Annotated in this window: 17 protein-coding genes; all 17 read right to left on the reverse strand. The window is 34.3% G+C overall.

What is annotated here, in order from left to right; genetic code table 11:
• Positions 1–78: 78 nt before the first annotated feature.
• Positions 79–1,476 (reverse strand): glycoside hydrolase family 32 protein, encoded by a 1,398-nt coding sequence (locus AC4BC7_RS09370; protein ID WP_490502709.1) that lies wholly within the window; start codon positions 1,474–1,476, stop codon positions 79–81.
• 92 nt (positions 1,477–1,568) lie between these two features.
• The gene (gtfA, locus tag AC4BC7_RS09375) at positions 1,569–3,014 is read right to left on the reverse strand and encodes a sucrose phosphorylase (protein ID WP_490502710.1); all 1,446 of its coding nucleotides are present in this window, start codon (positions 3,012–3,014) and stop codon (positions 1,569–1,571) included.
• Positions 3,011–4,702, reverse strand: a complete 1,692-nt coding sequence (locus AC4BC7_RS09380) for a glycoside hydrolase family 13 protein (protein WP_490502711.1) — start codon at positions 4,700–4,702, stop codon at positions 3,011–3,013. The genes gtfA and AC4BC7_RS09380 overlap by 4 nt, the downstream gene beginning before the upstream one ends.
• A gap of 19 nt (positions 4,703–4,721) precedes the next feature.
• Complete coding sequence (locus tag AC4BC7_RS09385; RefSeq protein ID WP_207942474.1) at positions 4,722–5,555, reverse strand: carbohydrate ABC transporter permease; 834 nt, start codon at positions 5,553–5,555, stop codon at positions 4,722–4,724.
• Entirely contained in the window at positions 5,555–6,439 is an 885-nt protein-coding gene (locus tag AC4BC7_RS09390) for a carbohydrate ABC transporter permease (protein ID WP_207942475.1), read from the reverse strand. The genes AC4BC7_RS09385 and AC4BC7_RS09390 overlap by 1 nt, the downstream gene beginning before the upstream one ends.
• Before the next feature lie 65 nt (positions 6,440–6,504).
• The gene (locus tag AC4BC7_RS09395) at positions 6,505–7,812 is read right to left on the reverse strand and encodes an ABC transporter substrate-binding protein (RefSeq protein ID WP_490502712.1); all 1,308 of its coding nucleotides are present in this window, start codon (positions 7,810–7,812) and stop codon (positions 6,505–6,507) included.
• A gap of 59 nt (positions 7,813–7,871) precedes the next feature.
• Positions 7,872–8,864 carry a LacI family DNA-binding transcriptional regulator gene (locus tag AC4BC7_RS09400; RefSeq protein WP_207942477.1) on the reverse strand — a complete coding sequence of 331 codons (993 nt, stop codon included), beginning with the start codon at positions 8,862–8,864 and terminating at the stop codon, positions 7,872–7,874.
• 167 nt (positions 8,865–9,031) lie between these two features.
• On the reverse strand, positions 9,032–11,215 hold the full coding sequence (locus tag AC4BC7_RS09405) for an alpha-galactosidase (RefSeq protein WP_490502713.1): 2,184 nt from the start codon (positions 11,213–11,215) through the stop codon (positions 9,032–9,034).
• Between the two features lie 39 nt (positions 11,216–11,254).
• A complete protein-coding gene (locus AC4BC7_RS09410) occupies positions 11,255–12,085 on the reverse strand; it encodes a carbohydrate ABC transporter permease (protein WP_490502714.1) in 831 nt (276 codons plus the stop codon).
• A gap of 11 nt (positions 12,086–12,096) precedes the next feature.
• Positions 12,097–12,969 (reverse strand): carbohydrate ABC transporter permease, encoded by an 873-nt coding sequence (locus AC4BC7_RS09415; RefSeq protein ID WP_002290370.1) that lies wholly within the window; start codon positions 12,967–12,969, stop codon positions 12,097–12,099.
• Between the two features lie 9 nt (positions 12,970–12,978).
• A complete protein-coding gene (locus AC4BC7_RS09420; protein ID WP_490502715.1) occupies positions 12,979–14,238 on the reverse strand; it encodes an extracellular solute-binding protein in 1,260 nt (419 codons plus the stop codon).
• A 147-nt stretch (positions 14,239–14,385) separates the two neighbouring features.
• Positions 14,386–15,696, reverse strand: coding sequence for an alpha-glucosidase/alpha-galactosidase (locus AC4BC7_RS09425; protein WP_207942480.1), 1,311 nt, complete (start codon positions 15,694–15,696; stop codon positions 14,386–14,388).
• A 31-nt stretch (positions 15,697–15,727) separates the two neighbouring features.
• Complete coding sequence (locus AC4BC7_RS09430) at positions 15,728–16,552, reverse strand: carbohydrate ABC transporter permease (RefSeq protein ID WP_207942481.1); 825 nt, start codon at positions 16,550–16,552, stop codon at positions 15,728–15,730.
• Positions 16,553–16,567: 15 nt separating this feature from the next.
• A complete protein-coding gene (locus AC4BC7_RS09435; RefSeq protein WP_060792734.1) occupies positions 16,568–17,464 on the reverse strand; it encodes a carbohydrate ABC transporter permease in 897 nt (298 codons plus the stop codon).
• Positions 17,465–17,546: 82 nt separating this feature from the next.
• On the reverse strand, positions 17,547–18,812 hold the full coding sequence (locus AC4BC7_RS09440) for an extracellular solute-binding protein (protein WP_207942482.1): 1,266 nt from the start codon (positions 18,810–18,812) through the stop codon (positions 17,547–17,549).
• 140 nt (positions 18,813–18,952) lie between these two features.
• Positions 18,953–19,978, reverse strand: coding sequence for a LacI family DNA-binding transcriptional regulator (locus tag AC4BC7_RS09445; protein ID WP_490502716.1), 1,026 nt, complete (start codon positions 19,976–19,978; stop codon positions 18,953–18,955).
• A 243-nt stretch (positions 19,979–20,221) separates the two neighbouring features.
• Complete coding sequence (locus AC4BC7_RS09450) at positions 20,222–21,250, reverse strand: LacI family DNA-binding transcriptional regulator (protein WP_490502717.1); 1,029 nt, start codon at positions 21,248–21,250, stop codon at positions 20,222–20,224.
• Positions 21,251–21,289: the final 39 nt, after the last annotated feature.

Genomic DNA, 21,289 nt, shown 5'->3' on the forward strand with positions numbered 1-21,289 from the left:
GATTATGTATCCGTTGTCAACTAGTTATGCAAAAAAATCTGTTCTATCAAAAAATTATAGAACAGATTTCAAAAGTATTCATTCGTTTTCTATTATTTGGCAAGTTGATAAAGGCATCGTTGGAAAAAAGCGCATAGACATCGTTTTTTGCCCATTACCAATAAACACTTCAATACTTGATGTGTCTAAAATAATTTCAACAAAGTTCTCTCTTAACATACCTTTTGAATCATATATTCGATAATTTTGAAAGTCTTTGTCTTTTCCCAAAATAGTAGTTTGCATTTTTTCTCGAGAAAGCGTAAAAAATGTTCCCTCTTTTTTTAAACTAAGTATTTCTCCAATTTTATTTTGAAATTGGATATTAAAATTATTTTCAGGTACAAATTCTATTTTCAGATACTTCGGTTGATTATTCAGTGGAATAATTTCTGCCATATTCGTTTTTAAAAATAGCTTATCCGTGATAGAGTGTGTGAGTGGTCGTTGAATAAGTTGTCCATTCTCTATAGATAATTGCCGCACACTAGTCATACATCCGGCCCATAAATGATTCAACTCATGGGTTGGAATATTACGATCCCACATTTGCATCCAAGAAATCAATACGGGTTTATTTTTGAATATAGTCATTTGTGGAGCGTAAAAATCCAACCCAGCATCGATTTCCTCATAATAATCATAACTATATTGACCAGTTTCCCAATTCATGTTCCCTACAAAATAAATACAAGAAGAGAGGTTAGTAAACTTCTCTTTTTGACTAGGCATTTCAATTGCTGAAAGAATCAGAATATCTTTATCATCAATTTCTAATAAATCAGGACACTCCCACATGACACCCAACTCATGATTTCCAGTTAAGAGTATTGATTTGAACTGCCACGTTTTACAATCCAGTGATTCAAACAAAATAATTTGTCCTTCACTGGCTGGTGTTTTCGTGACGATTAGAGCATAATAGCGGCCTTTTCTGTAAATAATCTTAGGATCTCTAAAATCTACTGCTGAAATAAATGTAGGACTATTATTGGTCGAAATGACCGGGTTTTCTTCCACTTTCTCAAAATCTTTCAAATTAGTCGATGTCGCTATACATTGTTGTTGAATAGCTTGCCCATTTATCTCTTCACAACCCGTATACATTAAAATTAATTGATTATCTACGAGTACTGCTGTACCAGAAAAACAGCCTTTTTCGTCAAACACATGGTCTGGTGCGAGAACTACAGGTTGATCTTGCCAAGTTAGACCATCTGTACTTGTCATGTGTCCCCAATGCATGGGTCCCCAAACACTATCATATGGATAAAATTGATAAAATAAATGTAGTTTATCATTAATTGCAATAAACCCATTCGGATCATTCATCCAACCAATTGGTGGTTGTGCATGGATTTTTTGACGAAATTGAGGATTTACTTTTTCTTTATTATTTTTAATATATCGATTTGCTCTTTCTACTGTATAATTCATATAAATCCTTTCTGCTAAATCCAAATTAGAACAACTTGCTATCTATGCAAATGAATAGCAAATTGTTCTATTTAGTTCACGATTTCTATTATTTATTGTTTCAAAATTTTTATATCTTTAGACTCAATGATAAATTCTTTCGTATCCAAGTTAGCCGTTAATGTTGCACTATCACTACCGTTTTTATTTTTACGTGTAATCACTATTTCTGATTCTGATGGTGTTGCTACTTCAATCGTTCCATCCAAATCAAACGCCGGAGATTCATTTCTAAATTTCAAAAGAGCAAATAATTGTTGAATCACTGGACGTTGCACTTCTTCTTCAATTTCGGCTAAATCATAGTAATGACGATTAATATTGCGCCCTTCTTTCGTTGCTTCCAACAGTTCAATATCATTTTTGCCTGCTAATAAACCAACGTAATAAATTTGTGGAATTCCTGGCGCAAATACTTGAATCGCACGTGCTAAAAGATAGCTACGGTCATTATCGCCTAAGGCACTATAATAGGTGCTGTTAATTTGATAAATATCTAAATTATTGTAATTGGCACTTGAATAGACCTTCTTCACATTCGCCCCGACTTTATACAATTCCTCAGAGGTGTAATCCAATTCTTCATCTGTTAATAAATCACGAGCGTCCACAACACCAATTCCATCATGCGTATCCAATGTCGTAAACTGCTTCATCGGACTCATTTTCAACCAATGGGCTAAGCGTTCTGATTTTCCACTATAAAGTGAATACAAAGTGACCATTGGCAAGGCAAAGTCATAGATATAATAATCATGATTGGCAATTTTCATTTGAATGGAATAATGCTCATGGATTTCTGGTAATAATTCGACGTCATATTTCGCTGCTTCTTGGCGTACTTCGTCTAAAAGTTCCCAAATATCTGGTTCCACGAAGAAATCATTAGTATCTAATTTTTTAATCGCATAAGCAAAAGCATCTAATCGAATTAAAGAACAGCCATGACTCACCATATCTTTGATAGTTTCTCGAATAAATTCTTTCACAACTTCTTTGGTCACATCTAAATCAATTTGTTCTTCGCCAAAGGTATTCCAGACTTCTTCTTTCGTACCATCTGCAAATTCTACCGTTTGAAATGGCGCTTTGTCTTTACGCTTGTAGATTAAATCGATGTCTTCTTGCGTTGGTCGATTTTCTGGGAAAAATTCATGAATACGAATAAACATTTCTTTGTACGGTGACAGTTCATGATTTTTTTTGAAATCTTGGAAAAATTTCGATTCACGAGAAATGTGATTAATCATAAAATCAAACATCAAATAATAGTCTTCACCTAATGCTTCAACATCTTCCCATGTTCCAAGAGCTGGATCAACTGTCGTATAATCACTCGGTGCAAAGCCTCGGTCACCTGTCGATGGGAAAAATGGTAACAAATGGACACCACCAATAACACCTTGTAAATGTTTGTCTAAGACTTGCTTTAATTCGCCCATGTTTTTTCCTAAACTATCTGCATAGGTGATGAGCATTGCTTCGTTTTTAATTTTCATAATTGTCCTCCATAATTAGCTAATACAATACTTTCAAACGGTCGTAAACGCAATTTTCGACTTTGATCTAATAAAATATCTTCATAATTATTGATTAATACTTGTTGGTACTGTTCATCTACATAATATTCTTGTTCCGTTGCTGTAACGTTTAAGATAACTAATACGATTTTATCTTCTAATTGTCGTTCATAAAGCAAAATATGTTCATTTTTATCTTTCACTGGTAGAAACTGTCCGTAGATTAGCACGTCATTGTATACACTATTTTTCCTTAATTCAATTAATTGACGATAATAATTGAATACCGACTGTTGATTGGTTAGCTGAGCTTCTGCATTGAGTTCTGGATAATTAGGATTTACTTTTAACCATACATTATCAGAAGTTGAGAATCCGGCATTTTTTTGCGTATTCCATTGCATAGGGGTTCGAGAATTATCTCGACTTCGTTTATTGACAGCTTTCAATGCTTGCTCTGGTGCCAATCCATATTCTAATGCACGTTTATATTGAGAATGTGTAGCTACATCATCAAAATCTTCTAATGATGCCATTTCTATGTTGGTCATCCCTAGTTCTTGTCCTTGATAAATAAAAGGGGTACCTCTTAATAACATAAAAAGCGTCGCCAACATTTTTTTACTATAATCATTGATCCATTCTTCTGGAATATATTTATTAATTGAACGTGGTTGATCGTGGTTTTCTAAATATAAAGCGCCCCAACCTTTATCTTGCGTAACTAATTGATTCGTAAAAATATTGGTACGCATATCCGTCCATGTCCATTGGCTATCTTTAAACCATTCACCAGTTTCAGGTACATCAATATCTGTATAACTAAAATCAAAAACCATCGAATAATAGCCATCTTCGCCAATATATTCATCTAAACGTTCATTAGGAACATCGGCTTCTGCTACCGTCATACTATTATGTGGTTTAAATGTCCGCTCTCTCATCTCTTTTAACCACACTTCAATGCCTGGTTGATTAAGAATCCAGTGCCCAATGAAGGCTAACCCATCTTCTCCATCAGATTCAAAGATGCCATACTCTAGTCTTTTTTTGATGTTTAATATCGCATCGATTCTAAATCCGCCTAGTCCTTTATCTAACCAATAGTTAATCATTGCATAGATTTCTTCACGTACTTCTTCATTTTCCCAATTCAAATCAGGCTGCTTTTTAGTAAATGCGTGTAAATAAAACATATTTTCTTCGTTTGGAACTGTTTCCCAAGCAGATCCGCCAAAATAAGAACGCCAATTGTTCGGAGGGTTCCCATCTATTCCTTCTTTGAAAATATAATAATCTCTATATTTGCTAGCTGGATTATGCAAAGCTTCTTGAAACCATACATGCTCATCCGATGTGTGATTAACTACTAAATCCATAAGTACTTTAATATCTAGCTGTTTTGCTTTTTCTAGTAGTTCATCTAAATCTTCATTTGTTCCAAACATTTCATCAATTTGGAAATAGTCTGAAATATCATAACCACCATCATCCATGGGTGATTTATATACCGGACAAATCCAAATGACATCTGTTCCTAACTTTTTGATATAGTCTAATCGACTAATAATTCCTTTGATATCCCCAATCCCATCATTATTGCTATCTTGAAAGCTTTTGGGATAAATTTGATATACTACTGATTCTTTCCACCAACTATTTGCCATCTTCCATCCACCTATTCAATTATTTAATTGCGCCATCTGCTACGCCAGCAATAATTTTCTTTTGCATAATAAAATAGAAAATTAAAATTGGGAGCAATACCAATACTAAAGCTGCCATGGCAACGCTGTAATTTGCTGTATATTTACCAAAGAAATAAAACGTTGATAATGGTAATGTTCGGACATCATCATTTACCAGAACTAACGATGGTAAGAGAAAATCATTCCATACCCACAACACATCTAAAATGGCAATTGTAGCTGTCGTTGGAGACAACATAGGAAACACAACTTTAAAAAAGACTTGTATTTGACTTGCTCCATCAATAATAGCGGCTTCTTCCAATTCAATAGGAATGCTTTTAATGAAACCATGATACATAAACGTTGCCATACTAATTCCAAATCCTAAATAGAAATAAATCAGCATTCCTCGACTATTTAATAGACCAATATTCCCAAAAATAGTAACAAATGGAATCATCAAAGACTGAAAAGGAATAATCATCGAAGCAACTAATGACATGAAAATAACTTTACTTAATTTTGAATTCGTTCTTACTAAATAATACGCCAGCATTGATGAACACAAAATAATTACAGTGACAGATATAGTTGTAACAAGTAATGAGTTAATCAAAGCACTTCCAAAATTCATCGTTTTATAGGCTTCAATAAAGTTATCAAAACTCCAAGTTTTAGGTAAAGCAACTGGATTTTCTACAACCTCAATTCTCGTTTTAAATGAATTAATTAATACCAATAAAAAAGGAAAGGCATATAACACAAACATCAAAGCACATAAAACAAATGTTGTAATTTTAGTTATATTTTTTTGTACTTTTAATCCCATTAAGCTTCAACCTCTTTTCTCTTCATGATTCCAACTTGCGTTAACGCAATTGCTGCAACAATTAAAAATAAGATAATTGCTTTTGCTTGTCCCGTACCATAGTTTTGGTATAGAAAAGCCTCATTGTATACATGCATAGAAATCATTTCTGTCGAACGATACGGGCCACCTTTTGTTAAAGAAAGGTTTGTATCGTAGACCATAAAACTTCTTTGTAATGTTAAAAAAATACTTGTTGTAAATGCTGGTAACATCATTGGAATTTTTATTTTTCGTAGAATTTGCCAATTATTTGCTCCATCTAAAGAAGCTGCTTCAGTTAACGATTCTGGAATTCCAGTTAACCCCGCTATATAAAGCAACATCATATAACCTGAATTTTGCCATACCCCTACAAGGACTAACGCCCATAACGCCATTTTAGGATCTGCTAACCATGAGTTTGCTAATAATTCTGAGCCCACACCATCACCGATATAAACTAAAATACGAGTGAAAATAAATTGCCAAATAAATCCTAAAATAACTCCACCAATCAAATTAGGTGTAAAGAAACCCATTCTGAAGAAGTTTTGTCCTTTGAATCCACTAGTAACTAATAATGCTAAAGCAAACGCAATTACATTTGTTAATAATAATGCCCAAAATGTATACTTAAATGTCAAAATTAATGAGTTCCAAAAAACTTTATCGTTAAAAGCGTCAATGTAATTTTTTAACCCTACAAATTCAGTTGAAATATTTGTACCTGTAGAATTCGTAACCGTCATATAAATACCTAATAAAAATGGAATAGCTACTACGGTGATAAATACAAAGACAGGTATTGCTGCAAAAATTCCAAATCTTTTTAGCTTTTCGAGCAAGCTTTGATTGTCGTACATCTTTTTTCCCCCTTTTGATAAAAATAAGCGCTGAATCCAGCGCTTATTTTCTTTTCAATACATGCTTATTTTGAATCATTTTTCCAATAATTGACAATTTCTTCTGTCAAACCATCACGGTCAATTTCGCCGCCCAAATATTTTTGAATAGACGCACCCATTGATGGGAAAGCGGTCGGTGGATAATAAGCATTCATCCATTCTAATCCACGATCTTCTTGTAGGTACCCTAATACTGATTGCGACAATGAATCTTTAGGCTCTACTTTGTTACTGCTGTTAATTGGAATAAAGCCTAACTTGTTCACATAGTAATCTTGACCTTCTTCATCTTCATACATCCAATTTAAAAAGTCTTTTGCACCTGCTTGCTGTTCTTCCGTTGATTGTGACGCATCAATTGCCCACGTTTGAGGAACACCAATTGAAATTTGGGTATTCCCATAAGCGCCTTCTTCATCTGAAATTGGCACAGGTAAAATACCATAAGTTGCATCAGGATTTGCTTCTAATAATTGAGGCATTGCCCAATTTCCCATGAACCAAAGACCGATATCACCATTAGCTAATCCTAGTGTTGCTGAATCATAGTCCGCAGACAATGCTGATTTCTTAGCGGCATTGTGTTCTTTCATCAAATCAAATGTATCTACCCAATTGTTGTAGACTTCGTTTTTAGCTAAATCAACTTTTCCATCTTGCATATCTGTCATAAATTGATGTCTGCCTTCAGTTGTATCTGATTGATCCGTAAACATTACATTAGAAAAATGGGCACCTAATGACCAATCCATTGGTGAAATTTCTAAAGCAGCTTTCCCATCTAACGCTTCAATTTTCTTGATTAAATCTTCTAAATCACTTCTTGATTGAATAGAATTTTGATCAAAATCGCCACCGACAGCTTCATCTAATACTTCTTTATTGTATAAGAAACCAAATGCTTCGATTGTTGTTGGAATACCTAATTGTTTTCCATTAACAATTCCTGAATCTAAATAAGTTTGTTCGATATTTTCTACCAAAGGCAAATCAGATAAGTCTAATAATTTGTCTTCCCATAAAGCCAAATCTGAAGCAACCCCCATATTCATCATGACTGGAGCATTTTTGGCAGCATATAAAGAAGTCAATTTTTCATTAATATTTTGTCCTGCTAAAGGTAAAACTTTCACTTCATATTTATCTTGAGAACTATTATATTTAGCAATTGTTTCATCCAATTCCGTTGCAATTTCCTCTTTACCAATTAGCAAGCTGATTTCTGCTTTATTTGCAGAACTACCTTTATCACCATTTGAACCACAACCTGCAATAAAAACTGTTGATGCTAACAATGTGACTAGCCCTAAACCTAAAGTTCTTTTCTTCATTACTGTTTCCTCCATTTCTGATATCGTTATCAGATTATTTATAAGAAAAACTGCACTATTTATGCAGATTCCCTAATGACTATATGCATATTTAACTTCTCATCCTCAATTTTATAAGATTTATTCTCTAAAATATTGAACATTAAGTTAATGGTTTGTTTCCCAAGCTCTTCCGTTGGTTGATGAACAGTCGTTATAGCTGGGGTTGTTAATTCTGCGATGAGTTGATTATCAAAACCTAATACCGCCACATCTTGTGGAACATTAATCCCTAATCGATTCGCCTCAGAAATAAATCCGGCAGCAATCTCATCACTTCCCGTAAAGATAGCATCTGGGCGTTGTTTTAATTCTTGGTAAGTATGTGCAAGTTTTTTCCCATCTTCAATCGTATGTTGATTTGTAAATAACCATTCTCTTGAAAATTCAAGATCACACTCTGTTAATGCTCTTTGAAATCCTTTATCGCGTTCATTTCCTTTACCATCACCATCAAAATAACCACCTGTACAATAAGCAATTTTTGTATAGCCTTTTTCAATTAAATATTTAGCACCGATATACGCACCATATTCTTGATCCAAGCTAATCGTGGGTAACTTACCTGAAATGAACTTTTCGTTACATAAAATGATAGGCCCATATTCTAAGTAGGAAGAAATTTTCTCCTCGTCATTCTCTACTGCACACATGATGACGCCATCAATTTGTTTTTGTTGCATGAGATTTAAAAACGTAATTTCTTTTTCTTTACTCTCATCACTTTGAAAAATCATAATCTGAAAATCTCTTTCATATGCTTGTTTTTGAATTTCATCAACAAGATAGGAGAAAAAAGGATTCGTAATGCGAGGAACAATGATTCCTAAAATTTTAGATTGTCTTCCTCGTAACTGTCTCGCCGCTACACTAGGTTGATAGTTCAATTCTTCCATTGCTTTGAGCACTGCTTGTTTTTTTTCTTCTGTAACGTAACGTTGATTATTAATCACTCGCGACACTGTTGACACAGAAAGTCCAGCAAGTTTTGCTACATCTGAAATATTTGCCATTCTCTCCCTCCTTATGATAACGTTTTCTGATATCGATTTCAATCAAGAATATATCATATTAATTTTAGTAAGTCAATCATCATTTGATTTTTTTTCATCAAAAATAATTCTATTGCTAAAAAGTCCAGCACGCACTTCTTGAGTACTGGACTTTCCTTTTTTAGCTACTATATCTGTTTCAAATAAAAGCGTTGTGTCGCATAATCACCATGTAGTTCTGAATCAATATAAAAACCGAGATTCATCAATTCATCGCCAGCAAATGTTACATCTTCCATTTGATAAGTTGCTTCTTCTGCTAATCCTGCTAATTTCAATGTGACTAATGGATGCGCAGCTTCTGCTAATACTCGGAAATAAAAGACCATGGCTTCTGTTTGGTCTTTTGAGACAAACATCCATGCAGTATCATTACCTTCAAACGGACTTTCCAAGCGATAAAAAGTTCCATATTGCAAAAGTTGACGATGTTTTTTATAAAAGACAACTTGTTCTTTAATTTCTGCTTTTTCTTCAGAAGTTAATTGCGTTAAATCTAGCTCATAACCAAAAACACCAGCCATCGCAGCATTGCCACGAATAGTTAAACTCGTTTCTCTTCCTGTTTGATGATTTGGGACTGCTGAAACATGCGCACCCATACTTGAAATTGGATACACTAAGCTGGTTCCATATTGAATTTTCAGACGAGCCACGGCATCAGTATTGTCGCTCGTCCAAGTTTGTGGCATGTAATACAAGAAACCTGCATCAAAACGACCGCCTCCACCCGAACAACTTTCAAATAAAATAGTTGGATAATTCGTTGTTAATTTTTCTAAAAATTCATATAACCCTAACATATAACGATGAGCCACTTCACCTTGCATCGTTGAGTCCAACAAGACAGAATAGACTTCTGTCATATTTCGATTCATATCCCACTTCACATAATCAATCGGTACACGATCAAAAATCGCCGTCATTTGTTGATAGATATTATCACGAACATCTTGTCTTGAAAAATCAAGGACATATTGATTTCGACTAATTGAGCGGTCACGACCTGGAATGCCCAATGACCAATCTGGATGTGCTCGAAATAGTTCACTATCTTCAGAAATCATTTCCGGTTCAAACCAAATCCCAAATTTCATCCCTTTATCATGCACTTGCTTGGCTAAATTTTCCAAACCACAAGCAAGTTTGCCTTCTGTTTCAACCCAATCACCTAATGAAGTGAAGTCATTTTCACGACCGCCAAACCAACCATCATCTAAAACAAACATTTCAATGCCCAAGTTTTTCGCATCATCGACAATATTCATGATTTTTTCTTCGTTAAAATCAAAATACGTTGCTTCCCAGTTGTTGATTAACGTGGGACGTTCTTGTAAACGATAGTTTCCACGAATTAAACGGTGATTATACAATTCATGATACGTATGTGATAACGCATTTAGACCTTCATTACTATAAACCATCACGACTTCTGGCGTTTGAAATGTGTCGCCAGTTTTTAGTTGCCAACCAAAATTAAATGAATTAATTCCCATAATGACCCGTGTTTGGTCAAATGGATCTTTTTGAATCACCGTTTCGTGATTACCGCTATAAACTAAATTAAATCCATATGCCTCTCCTTGAAATTCATCTGTTTTGGCATCTACTAAAGCAACAAACGGATTTTGTTGATGGCTGCTTGACCCGCGTTTACTATCTAATACTTTCATCCCTGTATGAATTTTTTCTCTAGTCATTTGACGTTCTCTTGCCCAGGTACCATTTAAATGAATTAACTCGAGTGGACGATTTGAAAAATCAATTGATTGACTAGCTAAGCGATTAATCTCCACTGTTTCATCACTATTATTTACTAATTGCGTAGAACGAATAATTGCACTGTGATTTTGATAAATTGTGTAGAACAACTGTAAAGTCAATCCACTAATCGCGTCTTTCAATTGAATAATCAGCGTTTCAGCTTCATCATCATCTTCCGTATATAAGGCTGGTAATCCCGCTAAGCTGGGCTTTCCTTTTTGAATTTCGTAGCTGTCATAACGAAAATCATTTACACGACTACCGTTTACTAATTTAATATTATGCGCCGGTTCTCTAAAATCGCCGTGTCCATATCCTGGAAATTCTAATGGTAATGTATCTAAAGATAATAAACGATCTTGCGCATTTGCATTGTTGGGTGAGAAGGAACGATCTGTTCGGGGATAGCGATACCCACCAGAATAGTGCGTAATCTTTTTTCCAAAATAAAGATGCGTTAAATAATTATTTTCTTCGATTCCTAATAGATAGCTAATTTTTTTATTTTGTAAATGAAATGTTTGTGTGTGATTGTCAAATATAATCATAAGTTTATGAACTCCTTTATAATGAGAATAATTTATTGGTTATTTCACTGCTCCATTGCTCATTCCAGCTATAATACTTCTTTGGAAAGCAAGATAAACTAGTGTAATCGTGACAATTCCTACTGTATAGGAAGCAAAACTTGGACCATAGTCGTTAAAATATTGTCCCGTATAATTATATTGAAACAATGGTAGTGTCCACATATTAGAATCACGATTTAAAATTAATAATGGTAGCATGAAATCATTCCAAAACCATAAAGCATTAAGAATAATAGTCGTAGCATGCATTGGTTTTAACATTGGGAAAACAATTTTGAAATAAGTTGTAAAGTGACTAGCCCCATCAATTTCAGCAGCCTCATCCAGACTGATAGGCACATTTAGTTTAATAAAACCAACATATAAAAATAGCGTCTGTGGTACGGCATAAGTGAGATATAGTAAGATTAATCCCCACATATTTGCTAAACCAATTTTACTCATCATAACGGTAATTGGAATCATAATTACTTGGAAAGGAACAAAAATTCCTAAAATTAAAAATAGATACATCAATCCGTATGCTTTCCCACGAGTCATTTTTCTTGCTAGTGAATAAGCAGCCATAGGAATAATTGCTGTCACAGCAATTACTGCAATGATCGTGATGATTGCCGAATTCCAGAAGTAATGACCAATTCCATCCGTTAACAATCTTCGGAAATTTTCCAAAGTCGCTGGATTAGGAAAACGAAAGAAATTATTCATAATATCAGGTGTTGTTTTAAAAGAACCGAATAGCGTTGAGACTAAAGGAACTAAAATCATGAAGCCCCCTAATAATAAAAGCAAGTATTTAGAAATATTTTTTTCTTTTGATGTTTTCATTGGGAAACCTCCTAGATTTCAAATTTTTTCGATAATTTTAATTGTGCCAGTGAAACAATCCCAATTAGGATAAATAAGACTAAAGCAATAGCATTCGCATACCCAAACTGATTGTTTTTAAAAGCGTAATTATAAACAAGTAACCCCAAAGATGTTGTGGCATCACTTGGTCCACCACCAGTTAAAGCAAAAATTTGATCAAATGCTGTTAAACCGCCTTTTAATGCCATAATAAATACCATTGAAATACTTGGTAATAAGTAGGTGATTTCAATATTCCAAAAAATTTGCTTATCATTCGCCCCATCCATTCTAGCAGCTTCAATAATTTCTTGTGGAATACTTTGAAAACCCGCTAAGAAAATGATGACTGGCATGGCAATTCCTTGCCAAAGTAAAACAAAAATTACTGCAAAAATCGCTCCCCATGTTGTTCCTAAAAGACTGGTTTGTAAAAATTCAATGCCTAACATACTACCAATTTTTGGTAAACCATAGTTAAAAATTTGTTTAAATACTAAAGAAACAACCACGCCCGACAAGACCGCTGGAAAAAAGAACCATGCTCTAAAGAATGTTTTCCCTTTAATATTTGCGTTCAACGCCCGCGCAATCAAAATACCAAAACCAATTTGTCCAGCAATCATGCAAAGCGTCACAATTAAAGTGAAGCCAATCGATTTGATAAACTTCGGATCAGAAAAAAGAATCTTATAATTGTTCAAACCCACAAAATCAAAATTATAAGTCAGACCAGTCCAATTAGTTAAACTGTAAAAAGCACCTTGAACCATTGGAAAGTAGAAAAAAATCATCTGCAAAATAATTGGAATTGCTACAAAAATGATTGCCCAGTAACGATTTAAAATTTCTTTTATTTTCATTTTATTTTCCTACCTTCCGTCAGCTTTCATTGGATTAAAGAAAGCATTTAATGCGTTAATCATGGCTTTTTGATTGCCATTGTGTAAATAATTTGTTGTTAAGGTATAAAAATCATTTTCACTATTCCAATCTTTGGCTAGCCAAACTAAATGACGATCAGTAAAAGCAAGTTCAGTTAAACCACTTAATGGTGAATCTTGAGTATTCTCGATAACACCCTCAACAGCACACGGTGCGCCATCTACATCATAATATTTCTGCATCGCTTCAGGCGTTGTCATATATTCTACAAAACGTTTGGCTTCTTCTTTATGTTGAGAAGTTGCAGAAACTGACAAGGCTAGGTCTCCTGCGCCAATCGTTAGACTTTGACCTGCTTCATCTGCTGGAAAAGGAAAAGTTCCTACTTCAAAATCTGGATTTTGTGAATTAATCATCGGCATTGCCCATGAACCATTCGGCATAATCAACGCATCACCTTTTGTAAAAGTAACTACTGTATCGTTATAACCGGCACCTTGCCAGTTGTTTTGCAAAGTTTTTGGTTCTCTTAACAAATCTAATCGATTAAAATCTTTTTGCATTTCTTTGCTTTCAGCATTAATTCCATTAACTTCTGAGAAACGCCAAACATTGTTCGCTTCCTCTTCACCACCCGCAGCAGTCGCTAAAGCTAGTTGGTGATAACCATTTAAAGTCCAGCCTTCTGATCCTGCAATCGCAAATGGTACTTTGTTTTGATCTTTAATCTCAGCTACTATTTTTTCAAATTCTGCCCAAGTTTCTGGTGCTTGAATCCCCATTTCCTCAAAAGCAGTTTTGTTATAGTAAAAACCATAGACATTAGCGGTTAATGGTATGCTATATACACGATCCTCAATAGCAAAACGTTGTGCATACCCATTTTTGATATTCTCTAAATACGGTTCTTCGGTTAAGTCCTCTAAATAACCAGCTTTCGCCCATTCTTTCAATTCTATACTTTGAGGATAAAGATTAATGACATCTGGTACATCGCCTGCTAACATACGTGTTTTAATTACTTCACCAGCATTCGGTACATCCACAACTTTTACATGAATATCAGGGTTTTTTGCTTCAAAATCTTTAGCAATCTCCTGAATCGTTTGAGTCATTTCTTTTTTTTGATTAAAAAACTCTATTTCTACCTTACCGCTTGCATCTTCCTGATTTTTTCCACAAGCAGTCAAAGAGATTGTTGCTCCTAGTGCTATACAAGCTAAAATGATTTTTTTAGACCACTTCATTTCATGCTCCTCCTTATATAATTCGAATGCGTTTTCTTTCTGTTAACACTAATGTAACTGTTCACTAAGTGTTTTGTCAATATTTTTACTAAATTTAACTAAAAAAAGAGTAAGGAATTTTCAATTCCTTACTCTTTCAGCTTCTTTTTAATTATATTCAGGTAAATAGTCCCCATGTGCTTCGATTAAATCATCCACTAAATTTTTGATATCTGTTAAAGACAATTCAGATGATAGATGTGGATCTAAATACGCTGCTTGATAAATTTTTGATTTATCTAGTGTTAAAGCGGCTTCTACTGTCAGTTCTTGAACATTGATATTCGTCCGATTTAAAGCAGCTAATTGTGTTGGCAATTCACCGACATAGGTTGGTTGCACGCCATTTTTATCGACTAAACAAGGTACTTCCACACAAACATCTGTCGGTAAGTTTGTGATTAAGCCTTTATTTAAGACATTTCCTGCAATCACTGACGGAGTTCCTGTCGTAATAGAATCCATGATATATGAAGCATATTCACGACTTCTCGTATGTGTTAACTCCCCATTATTTACAATGTCCTCTCGCATGCTTTCCCAATCATTAATTTGTTGTTCACAACGACGTAAGTATTCATCCAACGGAATCCCTAATTCGTCAATCAATTCTGGGTATTTTGATTTAATAAAGTATGGATGGTATTCTGCATTGTGTTCACTTGATTCTGTAATATAGTAACCAAAACGTTTCAACAATTCAAAACGTACAGAATCTGGATGTGGATTTGGTTTTTCTGCAGCTAACTGACGAATTGTTGGATAGAAATCTTCCCCATTTTTTGTAATTTCCAACAAGAATGCCATATGATTAATGCCTGCAATTTTCCATTGAAAGTCATTTAAGTCATATTGATCGGCTATTCCTAAATGCTCAAACAATTCTGGTACGCATACTTGAACGCTATGACATAAACCAACAGTCTTAATACTCGTCGCTTTTAAAACACCCATGGTTAACATTGCCATCGGATTTGTATAGTTCAATAACCAAGCATTTGGACAAACTTCTTCCATTTCTTTAGCAAAGTCTAACATTACTGGTAGTGTCCGTAGGGTTCTAAAAATCCCACCAATTCCCATGGTATCACCAATAGTTTGTCGCAACCCATATTTTTTAGGAATATCAAAATCAATCACTGTTGACGGTTTATAACCACCCACTTGAATAGCATTAATAACAAAATCAGCCTCTCTTAACGCTTCTTTGCGATCAGGATAAGAAACAATATCAGCACGATTTTCATTCGAATTTTTATTAATATTTTTAAGCATTAATTCTGATTCTTTTAGTCGTTTTTCATCAATATCGTACAATGCAATATGTGCATCTTGTAGACTTGGGGTTAACATCGCATCGCCTAATACGTTTTTTGCAAAAATAGTACTTCCTGCACCAATAAATGTAATTTTTGTCATGTAGTTACTCTCCAATCACTAATTAATAGTTTTATAATTTACCACCTGTTGTAGCAATTCCTTCAATGAATTTTCTTTGGAAAACGATGAATATCACAACCATTGGCCAAATTGCTAATAACGAACCTGCCATTAATTGTGGGAAGTTCGTGGCATATTGTCCTTGTAAGTTTGCTAAACCTGAAGCTAAAGGCATCTTATCAATTGAAGTATTGACAATCAATGGCCACATTAAATCTTTAAATGCAAACAACGCTGTGAATATTCCAAGTGCAACCAATCCTGATTTAGCAAGCGGCAACATAATTTTGAAAAAGATCGTCCAAATATTAGCACCTTCTAAATAGGCCGCTTCCTCCAATTCATCAGGTAAACCTAAGAAAAATTGTCTTAATAAAAACGTACCAAACGCACTAACTACCCCTGGTAATATTAACGCTGGAATTGTATTTAAAATACCCAATTTTTGTGCTAATAAATACTGCGGAGTAATAAAAATTGAACCGGGAATCATCATTTGAATAAGTACTAAGCTGAAAAAGATATTTTTCCCTGGAAAATTTAAACGCGCACAAGCATATGCAGCCATTGCTGAAAATAAAACCGAGCCAATCACTCGTCCAACAACCATTAAAAATGTATTGATATAAAAAGCCATGAATGGTAATAAATCAAGTACTTGTTGATAGTTACTTAGCTGAAATTTCTCAGGGAAAATTGTAGGTGGAATTTGGGTAGATTCAACCAACGTTTTCCCTGAAGTTAAAATCATCCAAATAAAAGGTAATGCCATTGCAATACCACCTAAAATAAGCATGATATGGATTGGCGCATTTGAAAAAAATTTGTTTTTCATAATTTGATAGCCTCCTTAATAGTTTACCCACTTTTTCTGCAACTTCATTTGAATTGCAGTAATAATTAATATAATCACTAAAAGGAACATAACGATTGCCGAACCATATCCCTTGTCATTTAAAATAAATGAATGTTTATAGAATAAATAGGCTAATGATTGTGATTTAAACATGGCGGTACTATTAGGAGTAATCATCATAAAAATAACATCAAATACTTGGAAAGCATTGATAACTGTTGTTACAACTACAAAAAATAATGTTGGTGTAACTAATGGTAACGTAATGTTGAAAAACTGCTGGATTGGACTAGCACCATCAATCTCTGCTGCTTCATAATAGTCTTTAGGAATTTCTTGTAAGCCGGCTAGTAATAACACCATGTTATAACCAATAGCACTCCAAACTCCTACAATGATAATAGAATAAATCGCAATCGATGGATCCGTTAACCATGCTGGTCCATCGAGACCTATTTTAGCCAACATGTTATTAATCAGTCCATAATCATTATTGAACATCCAGCGCCAAATCATTGCGACTGCGGATGGTGCAGCAACGACTGGTAGAAAATAAATTGTCCGATAAATCGACAATCCCTTAACTTTTCTATTCATTAAAACTGCCACCAATAAGGACAATACAACAATACTAGGTATCGAAACCACTGCATAAATTAACGTGTTTAATAAAGACTGAAAAACTTCACCGTCTGCAAACATTTTTTGGTAATTTCTTAATCCGACCCATTCAGTATCACCGAACCCCACTGTTTTTTGAAAACTTAAAATTGCTGTTTGAATTGCTGGCCATATATTTAATAAAATTAATCCTAATGCCGTTGGAAAAATAAAAATATAGCCCCATATCACTTGATCTTTACGATATTTTCCAAAAATTCGATTTTTCATAATATCCCCCTTTTTGGTATTCATCCATTAATATACAGACGAAATAGAATCCTTTCGCCTGTATATTGTATAATTAACTAATTTAATTTCCGCTCAATATCGCATTGACTTCTTTTTCAATTTGAGCGGTTCCATCTTCAACAGTTACTTCACCAGAAAGAATACGGTTGATAATTTGAACTTCTGCTTGTTCAGCTCGTAATCCATCTTTATTGTATGGACGAGGGACTCCATACTCCAACATTTTTCCAAAAGCACTCAAATCAATTGTATCTGAAGAAGCAGCCCACTCGTCTTCAAAGCCTTTTAGTGCTGGGATTGATGCACCCGTTTCCGCTTGGATTTTATTGGCGTCCTCACTAGCTAAAAATGCCATTAGTTTTTTCACTTCTTCTGGGTGTTTTGTATTCGCACTGGCAGCCCAACCAAGTCCATTTGTAATTGTTGCATTAACTTTTCCCTTAGGTAACACGGCAGAAGCAGCATTTTCAACTAGATAGTCATTTTTCAAAAATCCCGGTGCAAACCAGTTTCCTTCAATCATCATTGCTAATCTACCTGATTGAAAACGACTTAACTTATCAGGGTCTTGTAATTCTGTAATTGTTGGTGAAGCATGATCCACAAGTGCAATATCTCGATAAAAAGCTAAAGCTTCTTGTGCTTCTGGGGTATTCAAACCTGATTTTGTATTGTCATCAGCAAATACTTCTCCCCCATTTTGATAAATAAATGGCCAGTAACCAGTCTCTGTCCCAATATGTGATGCAAAACCATAGATGCCTTTTGATTCATCTGTTAAATCAATTGCAGCTTGTCTGAGTGTTTCCCATGTCCATGTTTCATCTGGATAATCAACACCTGCGTTATCAAATAATTCTTTGTTGTACCATAGTCCCACTACAGAAGCATCTTTAGGGATTGCGTATAGTTCGTCTTCAAGTGTATAGAAATCAGCAATTCCTTCAGTAAAGTTTCCCATGTCAATATCATTTTCTTTGATAACATCATCAAGTCCCATCAAAGCATTCTGTGACATATATTTATAGGATTCGCTAGAGTGCATGGTTACTACATCTGGCATATTACCTCCCGTTGTTGCAGCTTCTAATTTAACCCAATATTGATCCCAAGGCGTTGTCTCCATTTCTACTTTGATATCAGGATTTTGTTTTTCAAATTCATCTAACATTTTTCTTAATCCTGGAGCTTGGTCAGTATCCCAACTCGCATAGCTTAAAGTTACTTGCCCGTCTTTAGAATTGCTATCTCCCCCACCACATGCCGCGAGTAATGTCCCAGTTAAAACAGCTAACCCTGTTAAAGCTATTTTTTTGAAATGTTTCATCTTAATTCCTCCTGTTTTGAATGCGTTTTCTTTTTGTTAACAACACTATAACTGTTTACTTAATGTTTTGTCAATATTTTTTACTAAAAATATTAGTAAACAAAAAAAGTAAACACCCAATTTTTTGGATGTTTACTTTTTTAATCGATATTTTTTTCACTTTCTCTAACAATAATATTATTAGAAACAATCACTTGAATCGAAACTTTTCTAACTTCTTTTATTCGTTCATTAACCATGCGAACTGCTAGTTTTCCAATTTCTTCTGTATTCACATTCACCGTATTTAATGCAGGTGTTAAAAATTCGGCAACTTCAATATTATCAAAACTCACAATCGAAATATCTTCTGGAATATGTAGGCCATTTTTTTGAAGTGAACGATAAACACCCACAGCAATAGGATCATTTCCTACCATGATAGCAGTCGGCAACTTATCTTGAGCATGTTTTTTCAAAAGTAAATCTGCTGCCTGCATTCCGTCAAGTGTGGTCCAGCCTTCTAAATAAATTTGACTATATTTTTCTAATCCTTTTTGTTTCATCCACGTCTCATAGGCTATTTTTCGATAATCATCATCTGACACGTGTTTATTTCCTTGGCTATCTAAACGGACACGTCCTCCTCCAATAAACGCAATGTTTCGGTGACCTTTTTTATACAACCGATCTAAATGCTGATTCGTTGCTTTCGTTAAATCGGTGTACACTGCATCTACTTCAGCTTCAATACTAGGATCGTCAATCACTACGACATTCGAATTAATTGCCGACACTTCTTCAATCACAGAAGATAATACCTGCCCAATAATCAACACACCTTGACATTTTAACAAATCGTCTTGCTCCAATGGTGTTTCTGATAAACGAATAATTTTTTTCAAATTGACTTTGCTTTGTTCTGCTTCGACTTGAATTCCTCTGCGAATCGTTCGAAAATAGGGATCTTCCAATTCATCTACTTCAGAAACCGTCGTTATCAATGCAATATTCGTTAAATTTTTTGCAACGGGACTTTTTTTGACATAATGATAAAAATTAACCGATTCTGCAATCTTTCGTTTGGTTTCATCGGTTACTGAAAGTGTCGGATCCTCATTTAGCACACGCGATACTGTTGCAATGGACACACCCGCCCGTTTTGCAACATCCCTAATTCCTACCATAATAGCTCCTCTTTTCATATTTGAAAGTGTTTACTAAAATATAATCATACATTTTGAAAATAAGCAAATTTCGTTAAAAATAGGCACTGTAACATAATTAAAAACAAGAAAAAATATCCGAACAATTTGGAGTAAGTAACGCTAATTCTAGTGAATTTGCGACGAGGAACTGCTAGATCACAGACCATTCTCTCTATCGTTCGGATATTTTATTGTTAACTATACTTATTTCACAGAGCTTTTTTATTTGATTTTGTGAACAGAGTCTCGAGAAATCAATTCTCCCTCTAATAGTAGTACTTGATTTTTTATTTCTTCTTGTTTGGCCAGTCCAATCAGTTGGTGAAAAGCAATCGCCCCCTTGTTACCTGGATTTAGTCGTATTGTTGTCAACGCTGGGTCCATTAATTCTGCAAAAGTAATATCATCAAATCCAATAATCGATAATTGTTCCATCACTCGTTTATTCTTATTTTTTAAAAATTTTACTAATTTAGCCGCTAAATAATCTCCAGTAACAACAATTGCAGTAAATTCAGCTAATTCTTGATAAATTCGCTCAAATTCAGAGTTGTTATATATCCAATGCGATTTAAAGATTAAATGATATTTCTTTAATGTATCGATATAAGCTTGATGTCGTTCTTGAATAACACTTGGTTCACCCACAATGTAGTCAAAAGAAAGAAACGCTATTTTCTCATGACCATAATGAATCAAATGTTCCACTGCCAATGTACTAGCTTGATAATCATTTGTATTTACAAATAAACGATTCGTTTGTTGTTCAAGTTCCCTTAATGTTTCTTTTGAAAGATGCGTATCAATATAAACAACAGGGCCATCAAAAACGTTATTTAATTCCAAAAATTCTTTTACACGTACACCAACAACAATGAACCCCTCAAAACGCCAATTTCTCTGAATAGTTTTAACATCTTCTGCTGAATTAACATTATGCACCAATACAAAATAACCATGATTCTTTGCCTGTTCCTCAATTCCAGACAAAACTTCTGCGGTAAATGGATCAGAAAATACAAAATCAGCATTATCAATAGCCGAAAAATAAAGCAATCCTATTAAATTAGAAGAAGATTGCACTAAGGATCGCGCATTCATATTAGGAATGTAATTATACTTTTCAATAATATTTTCTATTAAGGCAATTTTCTCTTTGGAAACACGATGAGATCTTTTATTAATGACATTTGATACGGTTGTTACACTAACGTTTGCTTCTTCAGCAATTTGCTTAATTGTCACTCTCATAGGTTGTCCTCCCTTTTATCTAATCACCTCTAGTATACC

It is taken from the genome of Enterococcus sp. AMC1623 (assembly GCF_058216495.1).